Below are 25,275 nucleotides of genomic sequence, written 5' to 3' on the forward strand. Positions count from 1 at the left end.
CCGACTCCTTCATTCAAAACGATAGGCTTCTGCATCCAGATTGGCGGCATCAATCACAATCCTTCCACCAGTTATTTCATGATCGAGCGGAACCGGATTACAGCCACCGGGCATTCCAATCGTCCCGATATTCATAACGACATCACAGAGAATGCAGACAATCTGCCCATTTCTTTCGTAATAGCCGCTTGCCCCACAAATATCGCATGCATCCAGTGCAACACCATAAGCCGACTCACTCTTTCGGATAACAATATAGCGAACTTGCGTACCGTCCTCTGTCGTGTAACTGAAACGGTGCAAATGTCCGTCGTTAACCGATTCAAGCGGAATTTCGATTTTGTTATCACTGACTGCCAGCTCAACCGGCGGCGACAGCTCGACAGTCCGGTTATTCATCCACACTCCGACAGTCATAATGACAAAGGCGGTAATGACAAATAGAACACAAAAAGCACTCCATCCTACCCGCCTTTTCGATCCAGCTCTTTTTTTACGCAATACGGCTGGGTTTTCACCTGTAAATACGGCCCTCTTGTTCGAGACTATATTTCCCAGACATGACAGGATCACCGCCAGTAAAAGGGCATAAACAAGACCGTTCTGGTATTCCAGCAAAAAAAGAAGCAGATTGACCAATATTTCATTCTGCATCAAACGGCTTCTCAACATCAGAATCTGGAAAAACAGAACAAAATACTCTGCTGCAAAAAAGAGCAAAACAAAAGCAAATGTCTTGCGTGCCAAGCTGTCACTTGCTTTTTCCAGTACCCGGCTGACACACAGACCACCGGCAAGGGAAAGAATGATTGCCAGTGAATAGCCGATAACCTTGAACAAGACTTCGGCATGGAAAATGCTGTCCAGTCCGACAGCGAACTCAAATGGATACAGAAACAGATCTGGCAATGCATACGAAAGACATGCCAAAACAATGACTGTCGTTATAAAACCGGTCCAACGGTCTTTTAACGGGGAAACAGTATTTTTCGCACGAAAACCCACTGAAAATACAAGGGCGACTTCAGCAACAAAAGCTGTTACCAAAAAGAAGAAATTGTAATATTCCCGAACAAAAACATTCGTATTGAGCCTGAGAATAGCGGCTACGACGGAAAATACCAGCGATACGAAAAATCCCCAGACAAAACCACGTTTGTATTTTCGTGATTCTTCGCGATTGAAGAATCCATATAGTGTCCCCAACACCGTCAATGCCGGAAACAACGTGAATATAACCTGAATAAGATACTGCAGCATGCTACGCCCGAAACGGCACAGGCCCATTTTATCCTGTCGATAAAAATGTTCCAGGCACCCGATTTAAGCAGAAAAAAAAATATCAAAAAGGGTGAAACAGTCTTTCACCCTTTCACTTTTGAAGAACTTACCAGACTCGAGGTACGTAATTGAAATCCCAGCTGACTTCAATCGGTTTTTTCCAGAAACGGCCGGTTACACCAGTCGCCTTGTCGGTATGAAGCAGATAACCCTGTTTTTCCGGGCTATCGATTATGAAAGTCACTTTGTATTTTCCAGGACCGTCAAGCTTGATATTGTTACCATAGTGAGGGCCATCGCTTGCACTCATTGGCATGAAAGTACCCTTGATCATTTTGCCGCCCTGTTTCTGGATTTCATACTTGACGGTCAAATATGGAACGAAACTGCCTGCCTCATAGCCCAGTTGATTGTCTTTGGCCGCCTTGATATCCGCTTCGATATGCATGTCGGATTTCGACGCCGGAAGTCCGCCCATGCCAAGAGGTTCCATATTAACGGGCTGGAAATAAACGGCACCGATTTCCAGAGGACCGACTGTTTTTTCCGGTCCGATGGGAAACTCCTCAAATTCAGCAGCCAATACCGAAGAAGTGCCAACCAGAGATGCTCCTGCCAAAGCAAAAATAGCTATTTTTTTGCTAAGACTACCTGTTTTCATATTGCTCTCCAATAAACTTTCTGTACTTTTAACTTTCTCAACTTTATCTCAAAAGGGAAGTATCATTTCCAAAACAAAAATGATAATGAGAATCTATATCATTTGCATTTCAATGTCAAACAGATTGAGGTAACGGCACAGTGAATGAAATCCCTGAATACTGATTTATGCATGTATGTTCTATGGACAGAACCCGTTTAGTGACCATCGTCCGAATCCATACCATCTCGAACAGACATACAAATACTCTCCGCAATACCGGATTCACTTTTCATGGCAATCAAACAGGCATCTCTTCCAGCCTGTTTGATTACACTTTTCCGTTGAACGACTTCAGCTTCCGGGGTATCAGCCTGTTCTGGAGAGTTATGTATTCGGGAAGTCCTCTCCGATAAGGGGGATAATTTTCTCCCTGTATCAAAGGAAGCAAATATTTTCTGCACTCATCCGTAATTCCATAGCCGTCATCACTGATAAAACTCTCCGGCATGAATTTTTCGACATTGGCAACATCTTTCAAATCGGCCATACCGATTTTATAGCGATAAGGTTCGTCGGAAAGCCGCACGATTGTAGGCATTACAGAATTGCAACCGTTCAACGCCAATTCAACAGCCGCAACCCCCAACTCATACGCCTGTTCCACATCAATTGCCGATGCGACATGACGTGCCGAACGCTGCAAATAATTGGCCACAGCCCAATGAAAAGGATAGCCGAATTTCTCATGGATCATGCGGGCCACAACAGGGGCAGCGCCACCAAGGTGGGCATGACCGAATACATCCCTTGCGCCCTGATCAGCAATGAATTTTCCGTCCGGATAACGGCATCCTTCAGAAACGACCACCGAACAATAACCGAATTCCGCTACGTTCTCTTCAACTCTGGCCAGAAAACGTTCTTTCTCAAAAGGAATTTCAGGAAAAAGTATCACGACCGGAATACCATATTCTCCAGCGAGACCACCCGCTGCGGCGATCCATCCCGCATGACGCCCCATCACTTCAAATACAAAGATCCGCGTCGATGTCCTGCACATGGAACGTACGTCGAAAGAGGTTTCGATCGTTGAAACGGCAACATACTTGGCGACGGAACCGAAACCCGGACAACAATCCGTCAAGGCGAGATCATTGTCGATTGTTTTCGGCACATGTATTGCCTGTATGGGATATCCCATCATCGATGAAAACCGGGATATCTTGTAGCAGGTATCGGCGGAATCCCCGCCCCCGTTATAAAAGAAATACCCGATATTGTGGGCCCTGAAAACATCAAGAAGCCGTTCGAATTCCCGTTTGTCTTTCTCCGGATCGGACAGTTTGTAACGGCACGAGCCGAACGCACCTCCCGGAGTATAACGTAACGCCGCAATATCTTCTTTTGTTTCACGGCGGGTATCGATCAATTCCTCATTCAACGCTCCGACAATGCCATTTTTTCCGACCAGAACATTTCCGATCCGGTCAGGATATTTCCTGGCCGCCTCGATCACTCCACAGGCAGAAGCGTTTATCACAGCAGTCACACCTCCGGATTGAGCATAAAACGCATTTTTCACTGTCACAGCCAAACTCCCTTCCTATAATCCATTCCATCACTTTTATATAAAGAATCTTCCAGACATCCCATATTGCGACATCCAAAGAAATTGACGGTATCTTTCAGTCAGATGTCATCAAAAAAGAAGCGAATCCATAAAAATAATTTAGAATTTTTCCATAAATTCAATATTTATTCCGATTCTGATGAATATTCGTTCGATCCGTCCAAATAAAGTCACGATTCCTGCAAAAAACGGGATCGGCGCCAGTCAAATTGCATTACCCGAAGGTGTCTGGAAAACATACGAGGAATTTCTGACCGAGAGATTTTCTGTTCTTTCCGAAAAAGAATGGCGTCAGCGTATTCTCAATGGCGAAGTTCTCTATGCTGACGGCAATCCTGTTCTACCGCTCAGCCCATACCGAGCCGGCCAGAAACTGTACTACTACCGATATTTACCCAATGAGGATAATATCCCTTTTCAGGAAAGCATTCTGTACCAGGATGACTGGCTTGTTGTTGCCGACAAGCCGCATTTCTTGCCTGTCACTCCATCAGGCAAATATGTCAGGGAAACACTTCTTGTCCGTTTGAAAGCGAAATTGGGAATCGATACACTCACTCCGATTCACCGTATCGACCGCGAAACAGCAGGTCTCGTTCTTTTTTCAGTAAAACCAGAAGGCCGGAATCTTTATCAGCGTCTGTTCCGTGAAAATTTCGTTTCCAAACACTACGAAGCCATTGCAGCTTACCGAAACGACCTCGTTTTGCCAATGCGTTACAAATGCAGGCTGGAACAAGGTGACACTTTTATGCGCATGCAGGTCGTTCCAGGCAAATCCAATACTGAAACGGAAATCAGGATTTTAGAACGACATGGACAATTCGCACATTATTACCTCAAACCTGTTACAGGCAAGAAACATCAGCTCCGTATCCAGATGTGTTCTCTCGAAATTCCCATACTGAACGACCGGATTTACCCTGTACATCTTCCTGAAGCTGTCACACCGCAAATGCGACAAGAAGAATACAAATATCCCTTGCAACTGGTCGCCAAATCCATAAGATTCACAGACCCCATCAGTGGAAAACCCAGATATTTTGAAAGTCGTTATTCTCTGGATCTGAACAATATTGAATCGAAAATCAACCGTACTTCTCTTTTCACTCATGAATAAGAATACACCATCCGTCCACAACACCGATTATCCAAAAGTCACCCTGACTGAATTCAGAGGAGTTCTTTTTCTTCACCTCGGTACCGACTGGATACAGGGAGCCATGCGTCTGGGTAAACCCAATGAAATCGTGCTGGATTATGTGCAGCAAATGATGATCTGGATGCTTTTCAAGGACCAGCCGTCACATATCGTTCAATTAGGTCTTGGAAGTGCCGCCCTGACAAAATTCTGTTACCACCACTTTAGCGAATCCAGAATCACAGCAATCGAACTGAACCCTGAAGTCATCAGAATATGCCGAAATACATTTCATTTGCCAGAAGACGACCATCGGCTGACGGTTCTTCAGGCAGATGCCAGAAATTATATCGAAGCGAAAAAATATCGAAATGAAATCGACATTCTCCAGATAGATCTCTATGACGAACAAGCAGCAGCACCACTTTTTGATACCTTGGAATTCTACAAGAGCTGTGCCGACGTGTTGACAGCAGACGGAATAGTGACCCTCAATATTTTCGGAAATGAATCAAACCGCTCCAAAAGCATTGAAGCATTGCAAGCCTGCTTCGACTCAGTAGCCTGGTTACCTGAAGTCGACGGTGGCAATGTCATTGTGATCGCTTTCAAGGAATCGCCCAGTATCGGTTTCGAAGATCTGTACCGTCGTGCACAAACAATCAGAAAAAAAACGAAACTGAAATCGGAGAGATGGGTGGAGGGTTTGTACGAATGGATGCGAGGAAGCTGAAGGAGAGGAGTGAAGAGAAAGGGAATCGAGAAAGAAATAAAAAAGCCCCTGAATTTTCAGGGGCTTTCAGGATAATTGCCTGACGATAACCTACTTTCACACTGGTTTCAGCACTATCATCGGCGCGATATCGTTTCACGGTCCTGTTCGGGATGGGAAGGGGTGGTTCCAATTCGCTATGGTCATCAGGCATAACTTGTCGGCCGGCCGTCATCAACGTCCAGCCCAATCTGGAATCAAGCAAGAATCTTAAGGCAGATCATGTCTTTTGACAACTTCTTTTCCATAACCTGTCAAGGTTATAGAGACAAGCCTCACGAGCAATTAGTACTGGTTAGCTTAACGCATTGCTGCGCTTCCACACCCAGCCTATCAACGTCCTGGTCTCGAACGACTCTTCAGGGAGATCTAGTCTCCGGGAAGTCTTATCTTGAGGCAAGTTTCCCGCTTAGATGCTTTCAGCGGTTATCTTTCCCGAACTTAGCTACCCGGCAATGCCACTGGCGTGACAACCGGTACACCAGAGGTTCGTCCACTCCGGTCCTCTCGTACTAGGAGCAGCCCCTCTCAAACTTCCAACGCCCACGGCAGATAGGGACCAAACTGTCTCACGACGTTTTAAACCCAGCTCACGTACCACTTTAAATGGCGAACAGCCATACCCTTGGGACCGACTACAGCCCCAGGATGTGATGAGCCGACATCGAGGTGCCAAACTCCCCCGTCGATATGAACTCTTGGGAGGAATCAGCCTGTTATCCCCAGAGTACCTTTTATCCGTTGAGCGATGGCCCTTCCATACAGAACCACCGGATCACTATGTCCTACTTTCGTACCTGCTCGACTTGTCGGTCTCGCAGTTAAGCACGCTTATGCCATTGCACTATCAGCACGATGTCCGACCGTACCTAGCGTACCTTCGAACTCCTCCGTTACGCTTTTGGAGGAGACCGCCCCAGTCAAACTGCCTACCATACACTGTCCCCAACCCGGATAACGGGCCAAGGTTAGAACCTCAAACAAACCAGGGTGGTATTTCAAGGTCGGCTCCACGCAAACTAGCGTTCACGCTTCAAAGCCTCCCACCTATCCTACACAGATTGGTTCAAAGTCCAATGTAAAGCTACAGTAAAGGTTCATGGGGTCTTTCCGTCTAGCCGCGGGTAGATTGCATCATCACAACCATTTCAACTTCGCTGAGTCTCGGGAGGAGACAGTGTGGCCATCGTTACGCCATTCGTGCAGGTCGGAACTTACCCGACAAGGAATTTCGCTACCTTAGGACCGTTATAGTTACGGCCGCCGTTTACTGGGACTTCAATCAAGAGCTCTCACCCCATCATTTAATCTTCCAGCACCGGGCAGGCGTCACACCCTATACGTCCACTTTCGTGTTTGCAGAGTGCTGTGTTTTTATTAAACAGTCGCAGCCACCTTTTTATTGCAACCCCTTCACCCTCCTGGCGCAGGCCAGTCAAGCTACAAGGGCGTACCTTATCCCGAAGTTACGGTACCAATTTGCCGAGTTCCTTCTCCCGAGTTCTCTCAAGCGCCTTAGAATACTCATCTCGCCCACCTGTGTCGGTTTGCGGTACGGTCTCGTTAGACTGAAGCTTAGAGGCTTTTCTTGGAACCACTTCCAATCGCTTCGCGGCACAAGGCCACTCGTCTCAATCCCTTGGATTACGCTGCCGGATTTGCCTAGCAGCCTCCTTCGAATCAAGAACCGGGACTTCCAACACCCGGACGACTTTCCGCGATCCGTCCCCCCATCGCATCTAACGACGGTGCAGGAATATTAACCTGCTTCCCATCAGCTACGCATCTCTGCCTCGCCTTAGGGGCCGACTCACCCTGCTCCGATGAACGTTGAACAGGAAACCTTGGGCTTACGGCGTGGGGGCCTTTCACCCCCATTATCGCTACTCATGTCAGCATTCGCACTTCTGATACCTCCAGCATGCTTCTCAACACACCTTCTCAGGCTTACAGAACGCTCTCCTACCATATCCCATACAGGATATCCGCAGCTTCGGTGACTGGCTTAGCCCCGTTACATCTTCCGCGCAGGACGACTCGATCAGTGAGCTATTACGCTTTCTTTAAAGGATGGCTGCTTCTAAGCCAACCTCCTGACTGTTTTAGCCTTCCCACTTCGTTTTCCACTTAGCCAATCTTTGGGACCTTAGCTGGCGGTCTGGGTTGTTTCCCTCTTGACATCGGACGTTAGCACCCGGTGTCTGTCTCCCAAGCTCGCACTCACTAGTATTCGGAGTTTGCAATGGTTTGGTAAGTCGCGATGACCCCCTAGCCATAACAGTGCTCTACCCCTAGTGGTGATACTTGAGGCACTACCTAAATAGCTTTCGGAGAGAACCAGCTATCTCCAAGTTTGTTTAGCCTTTCACCCCTACCCACAGCTCATCCCCTAACTTTTCAACGTTAGTGGGTTCGGACCTCCAGTGCGTGTTACCGCACCTTCATCCTGGCCATGAGTAGATCACTTGGTTTCGGGTCTACACCCAGCGACTTTCGCCCTGTTCGGACTCGATTTCTCTTCGGCTCCCCTATTCGGTTAACCTCGCCACTGAATGTAAGTCGCTGACCCATTATACAAAAGGTACGCAGTCACCCATGCAAGCACGGGCTCCTACTGTTTGTATGCACACGGTTTCAGGTTCTATTTCACTCCCCTCCCGGGGTTCTTTTCGCCTTTCCCTCACGGTACTGGTTCACTATCGGTCGATTACGAGTATTTAGCCTTGGAGGATGGTCCCCCCATCTTCAGACAGGATTTCTCGTGTCCCGCCCTACTTGTCGCAAGCCCAGTCCTGTTAGATGGATTTCGTGTACGGGACTATCACCCTGTTTCGTCATCCTTTCCAGAATGTTCCACTATCTCATCTCACTATCTCTTGCAGGCTCTTCCCATTTCGCTCGCCACTACTTTGGGAATCTCGGTTGATTTCTTTTCCTGTAGTTACTTAGATGTTTCAGTTCACTACGTTCGCTTCAATAACCTATGGATTCAGTTATTGATGGCCAAAAGGCCGGGTTTCCCCATTCGGAAATCTGCGGATCAAAGTTTGTTTGCCAACTCCCCGCAGCTTATCGCAAGCTTCTACGTCCTTCATCGCCTGTAATCGCCAAGGCATCCACCCTGTGCACTTAGTCGCTTGTCTCTATAACTTTGACTTCTCTTGCGAGAATCCGGTTATACAGTTGAGTTTACGTTGCCGTATCCAAAGCAATCGAACTTCTTGAGATCACTTCATATACTTCTGATTACAATCACTACCCATCCAATAATCTTCGGCTTCAATATTCAGATTATTGGTGTTTTCTTACTTTTTTCCAGATTGTTAAAGAACTTTTACTACCCTAGGTCTCTAAAAGACCAAATCAAACCGCTCTTTCCAAGAACGTTTTGATTTGGCTTTTTGGTGGAGGTTGACGGGATCGAACCGACGACCCCCTGCTTGCAAAGCAGGTGCTCTCCCAGCTGAGCTAAACCCCCATTTCCATGGTGGGTCTGGTTGGTCTCGAACCAACGACCCCCGCGTTATCAACACGGTGCTCTAACCAACTGAGCTACAGACCCTTTTGGATCAGTATCTCCGCTTTCTGCTCATACCGACCTGATGTCCTTGTTTGCAACAGATGATAAGTGTGAACGCTTGCATCAAGGCTTTTCTCTAGAAAGGAGGTGATCCAGCCGCACCTTCCGATACGGCTACCTTGTTACGACTTCACCCCAGTCACGAATCCTACCGTGGTAAGCGCCCTCCTTGCGGTTAAGCTACCTACTTCTGGTAAAACCCGCTCCCATGGTGTGACGGGCGGTGTGTACAAGACCCGGGAACGTATTCACCGCGACATGCTGATCCGCGATTACTAGCGATTCCAACTTCATGGAGTCGAGTTGCAGACTCCAATCCGGACTACGATGCACTTTCTGGGATTAGCTCCCCCTCGCGGGTTGGCAACCCTCTGTATGCACCATTGTATGACGTGTGAAGCCCTACCCATAAGGGCCATGAGGACTTGACGTCATCCCCACCTTCCTCCGGTTTGTCACCGGCAGTTTCATTAGAGTGCCCTTTCGTAGCAACTAATGACAAGGGTTGCGCTCGTTGCGGGACTTAACCCAACATCTCACGACACGAGCTGACGACAGCCATGCAGCACCTGTGTTCAGGTTCTCTTTCGAGCACCCCCGAATCTCTTCAGGGTTCCTGACATGTCAAGGGTAGGTAAGGTTTTTCGCGTTGCATCGAATTAATCCACATCATCCACCGCTTGTGCGGGTCCCCGTCAATTCCTTTGAGTTTTAATCTTGCGACCGTACTCCCCAGGCGGTCGACTTCACGCGTTAGCTGCGTTACTAAGTCAATTAAGACCCAACAACTAGTCGACATCGTTTAGGGCGTGGACTACCAGGGTATCTAATCCTGTTTGCTCCCCACGCTTTCGTGCATGAGCGTCAGTGTTATCCCAGGGGGCTGCCTTCGCCATCGGTATTCCTCCACATATCTACGCATTTCACTGCTACACGTGGAATTCTACCCCCCTCTGACACACTCTAGCCGTGCAGTCACAAATGCAATTCCCAGGTTAAGCCCGGGCATTTCACATCTGTCTTACACAACCGCCTGCGCACGCTTTACGCCCAGTAATTCCGATTAACGCTCGCACCCTACGTATTACCGCGGCTGCTGGCACGTAGTTAGCCGGTGCTTATTCTTCAGGTACCGTCATGAAACCAGGGTATTAACCCAGTCCTTTTCTTCCCTGACAAAAGAGCTTTACAACCCGAAGGCCTTCTTCACTCACGCGGCATTGCTGGATCAGGGTTGCCCCCATTGTCCAAAATTCCCCACTGCTGCCTCCCGTAGGAGTCTGGGCCGTGTCTCAGTCCCAGTGTGGCTGATCGTCCTCTCAGACCAGCTACTGATCATCGCCTTGGTAGGCCTTTACCCCACCAACTAGCTAATCAGCTATCGGCCGCTCCAGGAGCGTGAGGCCCGAAGGTCCCCCACTTTCATCCGTAGATCGTATGCGGTATTAGCCAATCTTTCGACTGGTTGTCCCCCACTCTCGGGTACGTTCCGATATATTACTCACCCGTTCGCCACTCGCCATCAGGGTTGCCCCCATGCTGCCGTTCGACTTGCATGTGTAAAGCATGCCGCCAGCGTTCAATCTGAGCCAGGATCAAACTCTTCAGTTCAATCTCTTGCTTTCGCATTCGAAGTCACATTTCTGTCACTTCTCGCTCTCAAAATACTGACAAGGTTCTTCTCTCGAAGTCCTTACTTTCTCTTGCGAACGTTTGTTTCTTTTCTTGCTCCTCTCAACAAACGTCCACACTTATCATCTGTTCTTTTTTAAAGATCGTTTCGCTTCGACTACCTCTCAACCTTTGATAAAGCGTTTTGTTTATCTCCAGCAGAGAAATGAAATTATGAACCTCTTCTTATCTCCCGTCAAGCCCTTTTTTCACTTTTCTCAACTTCTTAAAAAGTAAAAAAGCCCCTGAATTTTCAGGGGCTTTCAGGATAATTGCCTGACGATAACCTACTTTCACACTGGTTTCAGCACTATCATCGGCGCGATATCGTTTCACGGTCCTGTTCGGGATGGGAAGGGGTGGTTCCAATTCGCTATGGTCATCAGGCATAACTTGTCGGCCGGCCGTCATCAACGTCCAGCCCAATCTGGAATCAAGCAAGAATCTTAAGGCAGATCATGTCTTTTGACAACTTCTTTTCCATAACCTGTCAAGGTTATAGAGACAAGCCTCACGAGCAATTAGTACTGGTTAGCTTAACGCATTGCTGCGCTTCCACACCCAGCCTATCAACGTCCTGGTCTCGAACGACTCTTCAGGGAGATCTAGTCTCCGGGAAGTCTTATCTTGAGGCAAGTTTCCCGCTTAGATGCTTTCAGCGGTTATCTTTCCCGAACTTAGCTACCCGGCAATGCCACTGGCGTGACAACCGGTACACCAGAGGTTCGTCCACTCCGGTCCTCTCGTACTAGGAGCAGCCCCTCTCAAACTTCCAACGCCCACGGCAGATAGGGACCAAACTGTCTCACGACGTTTTAAACCCAGCTCACGTACCACTTTAAATGGCGAACAGCCATACCCTTGGGACCGACTACAGCCCCAGGATGTGATGAGCCGACATCGAGGTGCCAAACTCCCCCGTCGATATGAACTCTTGGGAGGAATCAGCCTGTTATCCCCAGAGTACCTTTTATCCGTTGAGCGATGGCCCTTCCATACAGAACCACCGGATCACTATGTCCTACTTTCGTACCTGCTCGACTTGTCGGTCTCGCAGTTAAGCACGCTTATGCCATTGCACTATCAGCACGATGTCCGACCGTACCTAGCGTACCTTCGAACTCCTCCGTTACGCTTTTGGAGGAGACCGCCCCAGTCAAACTGCCTACCATACACTGTCCCCAACCCGGATAACGGGCCAAGGTTAGAACCTCAAACAAACCAGGGTGGTATTTCAAGGTCGGCTCCACGCAAACTAGCGTTCACGCTTCAAAGCCTCCCACCTATCCTACACAGATTGGTTCAAAGTCCAATGTAAAGCTACAGTAAAGGTTCATGGGGTCTTTCCGTCTAGCCGCGGGTAGATTGCATCATCACAACCATTTCAACTTCGCTGAGTCTCGGGAGGAGACAGTGTGGCCATCGTTACGCCATTCGTGCAGGTCGGAACTTACCCGACAAGGAATTTCGCTACCTTAGGACCGTTATAGTTACGGCCGCCGTTTACTGGGACTTCAATCAAGAGCTCTCACCCCATCATTTAATCTTCCAGCACCGGGCAGGCGTCACACCCTATACGTCCACTTTCGTGTTTGCAGAGTGCTGTGTTTTTATTAAACAGTCGCAGCCACCTTTTTATTGCAACCCCTTCACCCTCCTGGCGCAGGCCAGTCAAGCTACAAGGGCGTACCTTATCCCGAAGTTACGGTACCAATTTGCCGAGTTCCTTCTCCCGAGTTCTCTCAAGCGCCTTAGAATACTCATCTCGCCCACCTGTGTCGGTTTGCGGTACGGTCTCGTTAGACTGAAGCTTAGAGGCTTTTCTTGGAACCACTTCCAATCGCTTCGCGGCACAAGGCCACTCGTCTCAATCCCTTGGATTACGCTGCCGGATTTGCCTAGCAGCCTCCTTCGAATCAAGAACCGGGACTTCCAACACCCGGACGACTTTCCGCGATCCGTCCCCCCATCGCATCTAACGACGGTGCAGGAATATTAACCTGCTTCCCATCAGCTACGCATCTCTGCCTCGCCTTAGGGGCCGACTCACCCTGCTCCGATGAACGTTGAACAGGAAACCTTGGGCTTACGGCGTGGGGGCCTTTCACCCCCATTATCGCTACTCATGTCAGCATTCGCACTTCTGATACCTCCAGCATGCTTCTCAACACACCTTCTCAGGCTTACAGAACGCTCTCCTACCATATCCCATACAGGATATCCGCAGCTTCGGTGACTGGCTTAGCCCCGTTACATCTTCCGCGCAGGACGACTCGATCAGTGAGCTATTACGCTTTCTTTAAAGGATGGCTGCTTCTAAGCCAACCTCCTGACTGTTTTAGCCTTCCCACTTCGTTTTCCACTTAGCCAATCTTTGGGACCTTAGCTGGCGGTCTGGGTTGTTTCCCTCTTGACATCGGACGTTAGCACCCGGTGTCTGTCTCCCAAGCTCGCACTCACTAGTATTCGGAGTTTGCAATGGTTTGGTAAGTCGCGATGACCCCCTAGCCATAACAGTGCTCTACCCCTAGTGGTGATACTTGAGGCACTACCTAAATAGCTTTCGGAGAGAACCAGCTATCTCCAAGTTTGTTTAGCCTTTCACCCCTACCCACAGCTCATCCCCTAACTTTTCAACGTTAGTGGGTTCGGACCTCCAGTGCGTGTTACCGCACCTTCATCCTGGCCATGAGTAGATCACTTGGTTTCGGGTCTACACCCAGCGACTTTCGCCCTGTTCGGACTCGATTTCTCTTCGGCTCCCCTATTCGGTTAACCTCGCCACTGAATGTAAGTCGCTGACCCATTATACAAAAGGTACGCAGTCACCCATGCAAGCACGGGCTCCTACTGTTTGTATGCACACGGTTTCAGGTTCTATTTCACTCCCCTCCCGGGGTTCTTTTCGCCTTTCCCTCACGGTACTGGTTCACTATCGGTCGATTACGAGTATTTAGCCTTGGAGGATGGTCCCCCCATCTTCAGACAGGATTTCTCGTGTCCCGCCCTACTTGTCGCAAGCCCAGTCCTGTTAGATGGATTTCGTGTACGGGACTATCACCCTGTTTCGTCATCCTTTCCAGAATGTTCCACTATCTCATCTCACTATCTCTTGCAGGCTCTTCCCATTTCGCTCGCCACTACTTTGGGAATCTCGGTTGATTTCTTTTCCTGTAGTTACTTAGATGTTTCAGTTCACTACGTTCGCTTCAATAACCTATGGATTCAGTTATTGATGGCCAAAAGGCCGGGTTTCCCCATTCGGAAATCTGCGGATCAAAGTTTGTTTGCCAACTCCCCGCAGCTTATCGCAAGCTTCTACGTCCTTCATCGCCTGTAATCGCCAAGGCATCCACCCTGTGCACTTAGTCGCTTGTCTCTATAACTTTGACTTCTCTTGCGAGAATCCGGTTATACAGTTGAGTTTACGTTGCCGTATCCAAAGCAATCGAACTTCTTGAGATCACTTCATATACTTCTGATTACAATCACTACCCATCCAATAATCTTCGGCTTCAATATTCAGATTATTGGTGTTTTCTTACTTTTTTCCAGATTGTTAAAGAACTTTTACTACCCTAGGTCTCTAAAAGACCAAATCAAACCGCTCTTTCCAAGAACGTTTTGATTTGGCTTTTTGGTGGAGGTTGACGGGATCGAACCGACGACCCCCTGCTTGCAAAGCAGGTGCTCTCCCAGCTGAGCTAAACCCCCATTTCCATGGTGGGTCTGGTTGGTCTCGAACCAACGACCCCCGCGTTATCAACACGGTGCTCTAACCAACTGAGCTACAGACCCTTTTGGATCAGTATCTCCGCTTTCTGCTCATACCGACCTGATGTCCTTGTTTGCAACAGATGATAAGTGTGAACGCTTGCATCAAGGCTTTTCTCTAGAAAGGAGGTGATCCAGCCGCACCTTCCGATACGGCTACCTTGTTACGACTTCACCCCAGTCACGAATCCTACCGTGGTAAGCGCCCTCCTTGCGGTTAAGCTACCTACTTCTGGTAAAACCCGCTCCCATGGTGTGACGGGCGGTGTGTACAAGACCCGGGAACGTATTCACCGCGACATGCTGATCCGCGATTACTAGCGATTCCAACTTCATGGAGTCGAGTTGCAGACTCCAATCCGGACTACGATGCACTTTCTGGGATTAGCTCCCCCTCGCGGGTTGGCAACCCTCTGTATGCACCATTGTATGACGTGTGAAGCCCTACCCATAAGGGCCATGAGGACTTGACGTCATCCCCACCTTCCTCCGGTTTGTCACCGGCAGTTTCATTAGAGTGCCCTTTCGTAGCAACTAATGACAAGGGTTGCGCTCGTTGCGGGACTTAACCCAACATCTCACGACACGAGCTGACGACAGCCATGCAGCACCTGTGTTCAGGTTCTCTTTCGAGCACCCCCGAATCTCTTCAGGGTTCCTGACATGTCAAGGGTAGGTAAGGTTTTTCGCGTTGCATCGAATTAATCCACATCATCCACCGCTTGTGCGGGTCCCCGTCAATTCCTTTGAGTTTTAATCTTGCGACCGTACTCCCCAGGCGGTCGACTTCACGCGTTAGCTGCGTTACTAAGTCAATTAAGACCCAACAACTAGTCGACATCGTTTAGGGCGTGGACTACCAGGGTATCTAATCCTGTTTGCTCCCCACGCTTTCGTGCATGAGCGTCAGTGTTATCCCAGGGGGCTGCCTTCGCCATCGGTATTCCTCCACATATCTACGCATTTCACTGCTACACGTGGAATTCTACCCCCCTCTGACACACTCTAGCCGTGCAGTCACAAATGCAATTCCCAGGTTAAGCCCGGGCATTTCACATCTGTCTTACACAACCGCCTGCGCACGCTTTACGCCCAGTAATTCCGATTAACGCTCGCACCCTACGTATTACCGCGGCTGCTGGCACGTAGTTAGCCGGTGCTTATTCTTCAGGTACCGTCATGAAACCAGGGTATTAACCCAGTCCTTTTCTTCCCTGACAAAAGAGCTTTACAACCCGAAGGCCTTCTTCACTCACGCGGCATTGCTGGATCAGGGTTGCCCCCATTGTCCAAAATTCCCCACTGCTGCCTCCCGTAGGAGTCTGGGCCGTGTCTCAGTCCCAGTGTGGCTGATCGTCCTCTCAGACCAGCTACTGATCATCGCCTTGGTAGGCCTTTACCCCACCAACTAGCTAATCAGCTATCGGCCGCTCCAGGAGCGTGAGGCCCGAAGGTCCCCCACTTTCATCCGTAGATCGTATGCGGTATTAGCCAATCTTTCGACTGGTTGTCCCCCACTCTCGGGTACGTTCCGATATATTACTCACCCGTTCGCCACTCGCCATCAGGGTTGCCCCCATGCTGCCGTTCGACTTGCATGTGTAAAGCATGCCGCCAGCGTTCAATCTGAGCCAGGATCAAACTCTTCAGTTCAATCTCTTGCTTTCGCATTCGAAGTCACATTTCTGTCACTTCTCGCTCTCAAAATACTGACAAGGTTCTTCTCTCGAAGTCCTTACTTTCTCTTGCGAACGTTTGTTTCTTTTCTTGCTCCTCTCAACAAACGTCCACACTTATCATCTGTTCTTTTTTAAAGATCGTTTCGCTTCGACTACCTCTCAACCTTTGATAAAGCGTTTTGTTTATCTCCAGCAGAGAAATGAAATTATGAACCTCTTCTTATCTCCCGTCAAGCCCTTTTTTCACTTTTCTCAACTTCTTAAAAAGTAAAAAAGCCCCTGAATTTTCAGGGGCTTTCAGGATAATTGCCTGACGATAACCTACTTTCACACTGGTTTCAGCACTATCATCGGCGCGATATCGTTTCACGGTCCTGTTCGGGATGGGAAGGGGTGGTTCCAATTCGCTATGGTCATCAGGCATAACTTGTCGGCCGGCCGTCATCAACGTCCAGCCCAATCTGGAATCAAGCAAGAATCTTAAGGCAGATCATGTCTTTTGACAACTTCTTTTCCATAACCTGTCAAGGTTATAGAGACAAGCCTCACGAGCAATTAGTACTGGTTAGCTTAACGCATTGCTGCGCTTCCACACCCAGCCTATCAACGTCCTGGTCTCGAACGACTCTTCAGGGAGATCTAGTCTCCGGGAAGTCTTATCTTGAGGCAAGTTTCCCGCTTAGATGCTTTCAGCGGTTATCTTTCCCGAACTTAGCTACCCGGCAATGCCACTGGCGTGACAACCGGTACACCAGAGGTTCGTCCACTCCGGTCCTCTCGTACTAGGAGCAGCCCCTCTCAAACTTCCAACGCCCACGGCAGATAGGGACCAAACTGTCTCACGACGTTTTAAACCCAGCTCACGTACCACTTTAAATGGCGAACAGCCATACCCTTGGGACCGACTACAGCCCCAGGATGTGATGAGCCGACATCGAGGTGCCAAACTCCCCCGTCGATATGAACTCTTGGGAGGAATCAGCCTGTTATCCCCAGAGTACCTTTTATCCGTTGAGCGATGGCCCTTCCATACAGAACCACCGGATCACTATGTCCTACTTTCGTACCTGCTCGACTTGTCGGTCTCGCAGTTAAGCACGCTTATGCCATTGCACTATCAGCACGATGTCCGACCGTACCTAGCGTACCTTCGAACTCCTCCGTTACGCTTTTGGAGGAGACCGCCCCAGTCAAACTGCCTACCATACACTGTCCCCAACCCGGATAACGGGCCAAGGTTAGAACCTCAAACAAACCAGGGTGGTATTTCAAGGTCGGCTCCACGCAAACTAGCGTTCACGCTTCAAAGCCTCCCACCTATCCTACACAGATTGGTTCAAAGTCCAATGTAAAGCTACAGTAAAGGTTCATGGGGTCTTTCCGTCTAGCCGCGGGTAGATTGCATCATCACAACCATTTCAACTTCGCTGAGTCTCGGGAGGAGACAGTGTGGCCATCGTTACGCCATTCGTGCAGGTCGGAACTTACCCGACAAGGAATTTCGCTACCTTAGGACCGTTATAGTTACGGCCGCCGTTTACTGGGACTTCAATCAAGAGCTCTCACCCCATCATTTAATCTTCCAGCACCGGGCAGGCGTCACACCCTATACGTCCACTTTCGTGTTTGCAGAGTGCTGTGTTTTTATTAAACAGTCGCAGCCACCTTTTTATTGCAACCCCTTCACCCTCCTGGCGCAGGCCAGTCAAGCTACAAGGGCGTACCTTATCCCGAAGTTACGGTACCAATTTGCCGAGTTCCTTCTCCCGAGTTCTCTCAAGCGCCTTAGAATACTCATCTCGCCCACCTGTGTCGGTTTGCGGTACGGTCTCGTTAGACTGAAGCTTAGAGGCTTTTCTTGGAACCACTTCCAATCGCTTCGCGGCACAAGGCCACTCGTCTCAATCCCTTGGATTACGCTGCCGGATTTGCCTAGCAGCCTCCTTCGAATCAAGAACCGGGACTTCCAACACCCGGACGACTTTCCGCGATCCGGTCCCCCCATCGCATCTAACGACGGTGCAGGAATATTAACCTGCTTCCCATCAGCTACGCATCTCTGCCTCGCCTTAGGGGCCGACTCACCCTGCTCCGATGAACGTTGAACAGGAAACCTTGGGCTTACGGCGTGGGGGCCTTTCACCCCCATTATCGCTACTCATGTCAGCATTCGCACTTCTGATACCTCCAGCATGCTTCTCAACACACCTTCTCAGGCTTACAGAACGCTCTCCTACCATATCCCATACAGGATATCCGCAGCTTCGGTGACTGGCTTAGCCCCGTTACATCTTCCGCGCAGGACGACTCGATCAGTGAGCTATTACGCTTTCTTTAAAGGATGGCTGCTTCTAAGCCAACCTCCTGACTGTTTTAGCCTTCCCACTTCGTTTTCCACTTAGCCAATCTTTGGGACCTTAGCTGGCGGTCTGGGTTGTTTCCCTCTTGACATCGGACGTTAGCACCCGGTGTCTGTCTCCCAAGCTCGCACTCACTAGTATTCGGAGTTTGCAATGGTTTGGTAAGTCGCGATGACCCCCTAGCCATAACAGTGCTCTACCCCTAGTGGTGATACTTGAGGCACTACCTAAATAGCTTTCGGAGAGAACCAGCTATCTCCAAGTTTGTTTAGCCTTTCACCCCTACCCACAGCTCATCCCCTAACTTTTCAACGTTAGTGGGTTCGGACCTCCAGTGCGTGTTACCGCACCTTCATCCTGGCCATGAGTAGATCACTTGGTTTCGGGTCTACACCCAGCGACTTTCGCCCTGTTCGGACTCGATTTCTCTTCGGCTCCCCTATTCGGTTAACCTCGCCACTGAATGTAAGTCGCTGACCCATTATACAAAAGGTACGCAGTCACCCATGCAAGCACGGGCTCCTACTGTTTGTATGCACACGGTTTCAGGTTCTATTTCACTCCCCTCCCGGGGTTCTTTTCGCCTTTCCCTCACGGTACTGGTTCACTATCGGTCGATTACGAGTATTTAGCCTTGGAGGATGGTCCCCCCATCTTCAGACAGGATTTCTCGTGTCCCGCCCTACTTGTCGCAAGCCCAGTCCTGTTAGATGGATTTCGTGTACGGGACTATCACCCTGTTTCGTCATCCTTTCCAGAATGTTCCACTATCTCATCTCACTATCTCTTGCAGGCTCTTCCCATTTCGCTCGCCACTACTTTGGGAATCTCGGTTGATTTCTTTTCCTGTAGTTACTTAGATGTTTCAGTTCACTACGTTCGCTTCAATAACCTATGGATTCAGTTATTGATGGCCAAAAGGCCGGGTTTCCCCATTCGGAAATCTGCGGATCAAAGTTTGTTTGCCAACTCCCCGCAGCTTATCGCAAGCTTCTACGTCCTTCATCGCCTGTAATCGCCAAGGCATCCACCCTGTGCACTTAGTCGCTTGTCTCTATAACTTTGACTTCTCTTGCGAGAATCCGGTTATACAGTTGAGTTTACGTTGCCGTATCCAAAGCAATCGAACTTCTTGAGATCACTTCATATACTTCTGATTACAATCACTACCCATCCAATAATCTTCGGCTTCAATATTCAGATTATTGGTGTTTTCTTACTTTTTTCCAGATTGTTAAAGAACTTTTACTACCCTAGGTCTCTAAAAGACCAAATCAAACCGCTCTTTCCAAGAACGTTTTGATTTGGCTTTTTGGTGGAGGTTGACGGGATCGAACCGACGACCCCCTGCTTGCAAAGCAGGTGCTCTCCCAGCTGAGCTAAACCCCCATTTCCATGGTGGGTCTGGTTGGTCTCGAACCAACGACCCCCGCGTTATCAACACGGTGCTCTAACCAACTGAGCTACAGACCCTTTTGGATCAGTATCTCCGCTTTCTGCTCATACCGACCTGATGTCCTTGTTTGCAACAGATGATAAGTGTGAACGCTTGCATCAAGGCTTTTCTCTAGAAAGGAGGTGATCCAGCCGCACCTTCCGATACGGCTACCTTGTTACGACTTCACCCCAGTCACGAATCCTACCGTGGTAAGCGCCCTCCTTGCGGTTAAGCTACCTACTTCTGGTAAAACCCGCTCCCATGGTGTGACGGGCGGTGTGTACAAGACCCGGGAACGTATTCACCGCGACATGCTGATCCGCGATTACTAGCGATTCCAACTTCATGGAGTCGAGTTGCAGACTCCAATCCGGACTACGATGCACTTTCTGGGATTAGCTCCCCCTCGCGGGTTGGCAACCCTCTGTATGCACCATTGTATGACGTGTGAAGCCCTACCCATAAGGGCCATGAGGACTTGACGTCATCCCCACCTTCCTCCGGTTTGTCACCGGCAGTTTCATTAGAGTGCCCTTTCGTAGCAACTAATGACAAGGGTTGCGCTCGTTGCGGGACTTAACCCAACATCTCACGACACGAGCTGACGACAGCCATGCAGCACCTGTGTTCAGGTTCTCTTTCGAGCACCCCCGAATCTCTTCAGGGTTCCTGACATGTCAAGGGTAGGTAAGGTTTTTCGCGTTGCATCGAATTAATCCACATCATCCACCGCTTGTGCGGGTCCCCGTCAATTCCTTTGAGTTTTAATCTTGCGACCGTACTCCCCAGGCGGTCGACTTCACGCGTTAGCTGCGTTACTAAGTCAATTAAGACCCAACAACTAGTCGACATCGTTTAGGGCGTGGACTACCAGGGTATCTAATCCTGTTTGCTCCCCACGCTTTCGTGCATGAGCGTCAGTGTTATCCCAGGGGGCTGCCTTCGCCATCGGTATTCCTCCACATATCTACGCATTTCACTGCTACACGTGGAATTCTACCCCCCTCTGACACACTCTAGCCGTGCAGTCACAAATGCAATTCCCAGGTTAAGCCCGGGCATTTCACATCTGTCTTACACAACCGCCTGCGCACGCTTTACGCCCAGTAATTCCGATTAACGCTCGCACCCTACGTATTACCGCGGCTGCTGGCACGTAGTTAGCCGGTGCTTATTCTTCAGGTACCGTCATGAAACCAGGGTATTAACCCAGTCCTTTTCTTCCCTGACAAAAGAGCTTTACAACCCGAAGGCCTTCTTCACTCACGCGGCATTGCTGGATCAGGGTTGCCCCCATTGTCCAAAATTCCCCACTGCTGCCTCCCGTAGGAGTCTGGGCCGTGTCTCAGTCCCAGTGTGGCTGATCGTCCTCTCAGACCAGCTACTGATCATCGCCTTGGTAGGCCTTTACCCCACCAACTAGCTAATCAGCTATCGGCCGCTCCAGGAGCGTGAGGCCCGAAGGTCCCCCACTTTCATCCGTAGATCGTATGCGGTATTAGCCAATCTTTCGACTGGTTGTCCCCCACTCTCGGGTACGTTCCGATATATTACTCACCCGTTCGCCACTCGCCATCAGGGTTGCCCCCATGCTGCCGTTCGACTTGCATGTGTAAAGCATGCCGCCAGCGTTCAATCTGAGCCAGGATCAAACTCTTCAGTTCAATCTCTTGCTTTCGCATTCGAAGTCACATTTCTGTCACTTCTCGCTCTCAAAATACTGACAAGGTTCTTCTCTCGAAGTCCTTACTTTCTCTTGCGAACGTTTGTTTCTTTTCTTGCTCCTCTCAACAAACGTCCACACTTATCATCTGTTCTTTTTTAAAGATCGTTTCGCTTCGACTACCTCTCAACCTTTGATAAAGCGTTTTGTTTATCTCCAGCAGAGAAATGAAATTATGAACCTCTTCTTATCTCCCGTCAAGCCCTTTTTTCACTTTTCTCAACTTCTTAAAAAGTAAAAAAGCCCCTGAATTTTCAGGGGCTTTCAGGATAATTGCCTGACGATAACCTACTTTCACACTGGTTTCAGCACTATCATCGGCGCGATATCGTTTCACGGTCCTGTTCGGGATGGGAAGGGGTGGTTCCAATTCGCTATGGTCATCAGGCATAACTTGTCGGCCGGCCGTCATCAACGTCCAGCCCAATCTGGAATCAAGCAAGAATCTTAAGGCAGATCATGTCTTTTGACAACTTCTTTTCCATAACCTGTCAAGGTTATAGAGACAAGCCTCACGAGCAATTAGTACTGGTTAGCTTAACGCATTGCTGCGCTTCCACACCCAGCCTATCAACGTCCTGGTCTCGAACGACTCTTCAGGGAGATCTAGTCTCCGGGAAGTCTTATCTTGAGGCAAGTTTCCCGCTTAGATGCTTTCAGCGGTTATCTTTCCCGAACTTAGCTACCCGGCAATGCCACTGGCGTGACAACCGGTACACCAGAGGTTCGTCCACTCCGGTCCTCTCGTACTAGGAGCAGCCCCTCTCAAACTTCCAACGCCCACGGCAGATAGGGACCAAACTGTCTCACGACGTTTTAAACCCAGCTCACGTACCACTTTAAATGGCGAACAGCCATACCCTTGGGACCGACTACAGCCCCAGGATGTGATGAGCCGACATCGAGGTGCCAAACTCCCCCGTCGATATGAACTCTTGGGAGGAATCAGCCTGTTATCCCCAGAGTACCTTTTATCCGTTGAGCGATGGCCCTTCCATACAGAACCACCGGATCACTATGTCCTACTTTCGTACCTGCTCGACTTGTCGGTCTCGCAGTTAAGCACGCTTATGCCATTGCACTATCAGCACGATGTCCGACCGTACCTAGCGTACCTTCGAACTCCTCCGTTACGCTTTTGGAGGAGACCGCCCCAGTCAAACTGCCTACCATACACTGTCCCCAACCCGGATAACGGGCCAAGGTTAGAACCTCAAACAAACCAGGGTGGTATTTCAAGGTCGGCTCCACGCAAACTAGCGTTCACGCTTCAAAGCCTCCCACCTATCCTACACAGATTGGTTCAAAGTCCAATGTAAAGCTACAGTAAAGGTTCATGGGGTCTTTCCGTCTAGCCGCGGGTAGATTGCATCATCACAACCATTTCAACTTCGCTGAGTCTCGGGAGGAGACAGTGTGGCCATCGTTACGCCATTCGTGCAGGTCGGAACTTACCCGACAAGGAATTTCGCTACCTTAGGACCGTTATAGTTACGGCCGCCGTTTACTGGGACTTCAATCAAGAGCTCTCACCCCATCATTTAATCTTCCAGCACCGGGCAGGCGTCACACCCTATACGTCCACTTTCGTGTTTGCAGAGTGCTGTGTTTTTATTAAACAGTCGCAGCCACCTTTTTATTGCAACCCCTTCACCCTCCTGGCGCAGGCCAGTCAAGCTACAAGGGCGTACCTTATCCCGAAGTTACGGTACCAATTTGCCGAGTTCCTTCTCCCGAGTTCTCTCAAGCGCCTTAGAATACTCATCTCGCCCACCTGTGTCGGTTTGCGGTACGGTCTCGTTAGACTGAAGCTTAGAGGCTTTTCTTGGAACCACTTCCAATCGCTTCGCGGCACAAGGCCACTCGTCTCAATCCCTTGGATTACGCTGCCGGATTTGCCTAGCAGCCTCCTTCGAATCAAGAACCGGGACTTCCAACACCCGGACGACTTTCCGCGATCCGTCCCCCCATCGCATCTAACGACGGTGCAGGAATATTAACCTGCTTCCCATCAGCTACGCATCTCTGCCTCGCCTTAGGGGCCGACTCACCCTGCTCCGATGAACGTTGAACAGGAAACCTTGGGCTTACGGCGTGGGGGCCTTTCACCCCCATTATCGCTACTCATGTCAGCATTCGCACTTCTGATACCTCCAGCATGCTTCTCAACACACCTTCTCAGGCTTACAGAACGCTCTCCTACCATATCCCATACAGGATATCCGCAGCTTCGGTGACTGGCTTAGCCCCGTTACATCTTCCGCGCAGGACGACTCGATCAGTGAGCTATTACGCTTTCTTTAAAGGATGGCTGCTTCTAAGCCAACCTCCTGACTGTTTTAGCCTTCCCACTTCGTTTTCCACTTAGCCAATCTTTGGGACCTTAGCTGGCGGTCTGGGTTGTTTCCCTCTTGACATCGGACGTTAGCACCCGGTGTCTGTCTCCCAAGCTCGCACTCACTAGTATTCGGAGTTTGCAATGGTTTGGTAAGTCGCGATGACCCCCTAGCCATAACAGTGCTCTACCCCTAGTGGTGATACTTGAGGCACTACCTAAATAGCTTTCGGAGAGAACCAGCTATCTCCAAGTTTGTTTAGCCTTTCACCCCTACCCACAGCTCATCCCCTAACTTTTCAACGTTAGTGGGTTCGGACCTCCAGTGCGTGTTACCGCACCTTCATCCTGGCCATGAGTAGATCACTTGGTTTCGGGTCTACACCCAGCGACTTTCGCCCTGTTCGGACTCGATTTCTCTTCGGCTCCCCTATTCGGTTAACCTCGCCACTGAATGTAAGTCGCTGACCCATTATACAAAAGGTACGCAGTCACCCATGCAAGCACGGGCTCCTACTGTTTGTATGCACACGGTTTCAGGTTCTATTTCACTCCCCTCCCGGGGTTCTTTTCGCCTTTCCCTCACGGTACTGGTTCACTATCGGTCGATTACGAGTATTTAGCCTTGGAGGATGGTCCCCCCATCTTCAGACAGGATTTCTCGTGTCCCGCCCTACTTGTCGCAAGCCCAGTCCTGTTAGATGGATTTCGTGTACGGGACTATCACCCTGTTTCGTCATCCTTTCCAGAATGTTCCACTATCTCATCTCACTATCTCTTGCAGGCTCTTCCCATTTCGCTCGCCACTACTTTGGGAATCTCGGTTGATTTCTTTTCCTGTAGTTACTTAGATGTTTCAGTTCACTACGTTCGCTTCAATAACCTATGGATTCAGTTATTGATGGCCAAAAGGCCGGGTTTCCCCATTCGGAAATCTGCGGATCAAAGTTTGTTTGCCAACTCCCCGCAGCTTATCGCAAGCTTCTACGTCCTTCATCGCCTGTAATCGCCAAGGCATCCACCCTGTGCACTTAGTCGCTTGTCTCTATAACTTTGACTTCTCTTGCGAGAATCCGGTTATACAGTTGAGTTTACGTTGCCGTATCCAAAGCAATCGAACTTCTTGAGATCACTTCATATACTTCTGATTACAATCACTACCCATCCAATAATCTTCGGCTTCAATATTCAGATTATTGGTGTTTTCTTACTTTTTTCCAGATTGTTAAAGAACTTTTACTACCCTAG

Annotated in this window: 5 protein-coding genes, 6 tRNA genes and 11 rRNA genes; 2 read left to right on the plus strand and 20 right to left on the minus strand. The window is 49.4% G+C overall.

Annotated features, from left to right (window positions below):
* Positions 1–9: 9 nt before the first annotated feature.
* The 3 genes from NB647_RS10070 to NB647_RS10080 all read right to left on the minus strand — a co-directional run bounded on the left by NB647_RS10070 (position 10) and on the right by NB647_RS10080 (position 3,512).
* On the minus strand, positions 10–1,260 hold the full coding sequence (locus tag NB647_RS10070) for a Fe-S-containing protein (protein ID WP_269264459.1): 1,251 nt from the start codon (positions 1,258–1,260) through the stop codon (positions 10–12).
* Positions 1,261–1,387: 127 nt separating this feature from the next.
* Positions 1,388–1,942 carry an iron transporter gene (locus NB647_RS10075; RefSeq protein WP_269264460.1) on the minus strand — a complete coding sequence of 185 codons (555 nt, stop codon included), beginning with the start codon at positions 1,940–1,942 and terminating at the stop codon, positions 1,388–1,390.
* 310 nt (positions 1,943–2,252) lie between these two features.
* Positions 2,253–3,512, minus strand: a complete 1,260-nt coding sequence (locus tag NB647_RS10080) for a 6-phosphofructokinase (protein ID WP_269283405.1) — start codon at positions 3,510–3,512, stop codon at positions 2,253–2,255.
* A gap of 181 nt (positions 3,513–3,693) precedes the next feature.
* Between NB647_RS10080 and NB647_RS10085 the strand changes: the two genes are divergently transcribed.
* Together NB647_RS10085 and NB647_RS10090 are read left to right on the plus strand one after the other, a co-directional pair.
* Positions 3,694–4,674: a pseudouridine synthase gene (locus NB647_RS10085; RefSeq protein WP_269264462.1), complete on the plus strand. Its 981-nt coding sequence runs from the start codon at positions 3,694–3,696 to the stop codon at positions 4,672–4,674.
* The gene (locus NB647_RS10090) at positions 4,667–5,428 is read left to right on the plus strand and encodes a fused MFS/spermidine synthase (protein ID WP_269283407.1); all 762 of its coding nucleotides are present in this window, start codon (positions 4,667–4,669) and stop codon (positions 5,426–5,428) included. The genes NB647_RS10085 and NB647_RS10090 overlap by 8 nt, the downstream gene beginning before the upstream one ends.
* Before the next feature lie 77 nt (positions 5,429–5,505).
* Here the strand turns inward: NB647_RS10090 and rrf (NB647_RS10095) are convergent.
* The 17 genes from rrf (NB647_RS10095) to NB647_RS10175 all read right to left on the minus strand — a co-directional run bounded on the left by rrf (NB647_RS10095) (position 5,506) and on the right by NB647_RS10175 (position 25,072).
* Positions 5,506–5,618, minus strand: a 5S ribosomal RNA gene (gene rrf, locus NB647_RS10095).
* A 113-nt stretch (positions 5,619–5,731) separates the two neighbouring features.
* Positions 5,732–8,610 (minus strand): 23S ribosomal RNA (locus NB647_RS10100).
* 259 nt (positions 8,611–8,869) lie between these two features.
* Positions 8,870–8,945 (minus strand) — tRNA-Ala (locus NB647_RS10105).
* 7 nt (positions 8,946–8,952) lie between these two features.
* A tRNA-Ile gene (locus NB647_RS10110) sits at positions 8,953–9,029 on the minus strand.
* Between the two features lie 98 nt (positions 9,030–9,127).
* Positions 9,128–10,658, minus strand: a 16S ribosomal RNA gene (locus NB647_RS10115).
* 334 nt (positions 10,659–10,992) lie between these two features.
* A 5S ribosomal RNA gene (rrf, locus tag NB647_RS10120) occupies positions 10,993–11,105 on the minus strand.
* 113 nt (positions 11,106–11,218) lie between these two features.
* Positions 11,219–14,097 (minus strand): 23S ribosomal RNA (locus NB647_RS10125).
* 259 nt (positions 14,098–14,356) lie between these two features.
* Positions 14,357–14,432: transfer RNA gene (locus NB647_RS10130), tRNA-Ala, on the minus strand.
* A gap of 7 nt (positions 14,433–14,439) precedes the next feature.
* Positions 14,440–14,516: transfer RNA gene (locus NB647_RS10135), tRNA-Ile, on the minus strand.
* 98 nt (positions 14,517–14,614) lie between these two features.
* Positions 14,615–16,145 (minus strand): 16S ribosomal RNA (locus NB647_RS10140).
* A 334-nt stretch (positions 16,146–16,479) separates the two neighbouring features.
* Positions 16,480–16,592: ribosomal RNA gene (gene rrf, locus NB647_RS10145) — 5S ribosomal RNA — on the minus strand.
* A gap of 113 nt (positions 16,593–16,705) precedes the next feature.
* Positions 16,706–19,585 (minus strand): 23S ribosomal RNA (locus NB647_RS10150).
* A gap of 259 nt (positions 19,586–19,844) precedes the next feature.
* Positions 19,845–19,920, minus strand: a tRNA-Ala gene (locus NB647_RS10155).
* Between the two features lie 7 nt (positions 19,921–19,927).
* A tRNA-Ile gene (locus NB647_RS10160) sits at positions 19,928–20,004 on the minus strand.
* Between the two features lie 98 nt (positions 20,005–20,102).
* Positions 20,103–21,633: ribosomal RNA gene (locus NB647_RS10165) — 16S ribosomal RNA — on the minus strand.
* A 334-nt stretch (positions 21,634–21,967) separates the two neighbouring features.
* Positions 21,968–22,080: ribosomal RNA gene (gene rrf / locus NB647_RS10170) — 5S ribosomal RNA — on the minus strand.
* A 113-nt stretch (positions 22,081–22,193) separates the two neighbouring features.
* A 23S ribosomal RNA gene (locus tag NB647_RS10175) occupies positions 22,194–25,072 on the minus strand.
* The 16S, 23S and 5S rRNA genes sit together here with 6 tRNA genes alongside, the layout of an rRNA operon.
* Positions 25,073–25,275 lie beyond the last annotated feature (203 nt).

This window comes from Oxalobacter aliiformigenes, from assembly GCF_027116575.1.
GTDB classification, from domain to species: domain Bacteria; phylum Pseudomonadota; class Gammaproteobacteria; order Burkholderiales; family Burkholderiaceae_D; genus Oxalobacter; species Oxalobacter aliiformigenes.

What these genes read in the sequence shown, in the direction of transcription:
- NB647_RS10070 (WP_269264459.1), bottom strand. Translation starts at nt 1,260, where the DNA reads ATGCTGCAGTATCTTATTCAGGTTATATTCACGTTGTTTCCGGCATTG.
- NB647_RS10090 (WP_269283407.1), top strand. Translation starts at nt 4,667, where the DNA reads ATGAATAAGAATACACCATCCGTCCACAACACCGATTATCCAAAAGTC.
- NB647_RS10085 (WP_269264462.1), top strand. Translation starts at nt 3,694, where the DNA reads ATGAATATTCGTTCGATCCGTCCAAATAAAGTCACGATTCCTGCAAAA.
- NB647_RS10075 (WP_269264460.1), bottom strand. Translation starts at nt 1,942, where the DNA reads ATGAAAACAGGTAGTCTTAGCAAAAAAATAGCTATTTTTGCTTTGGCA.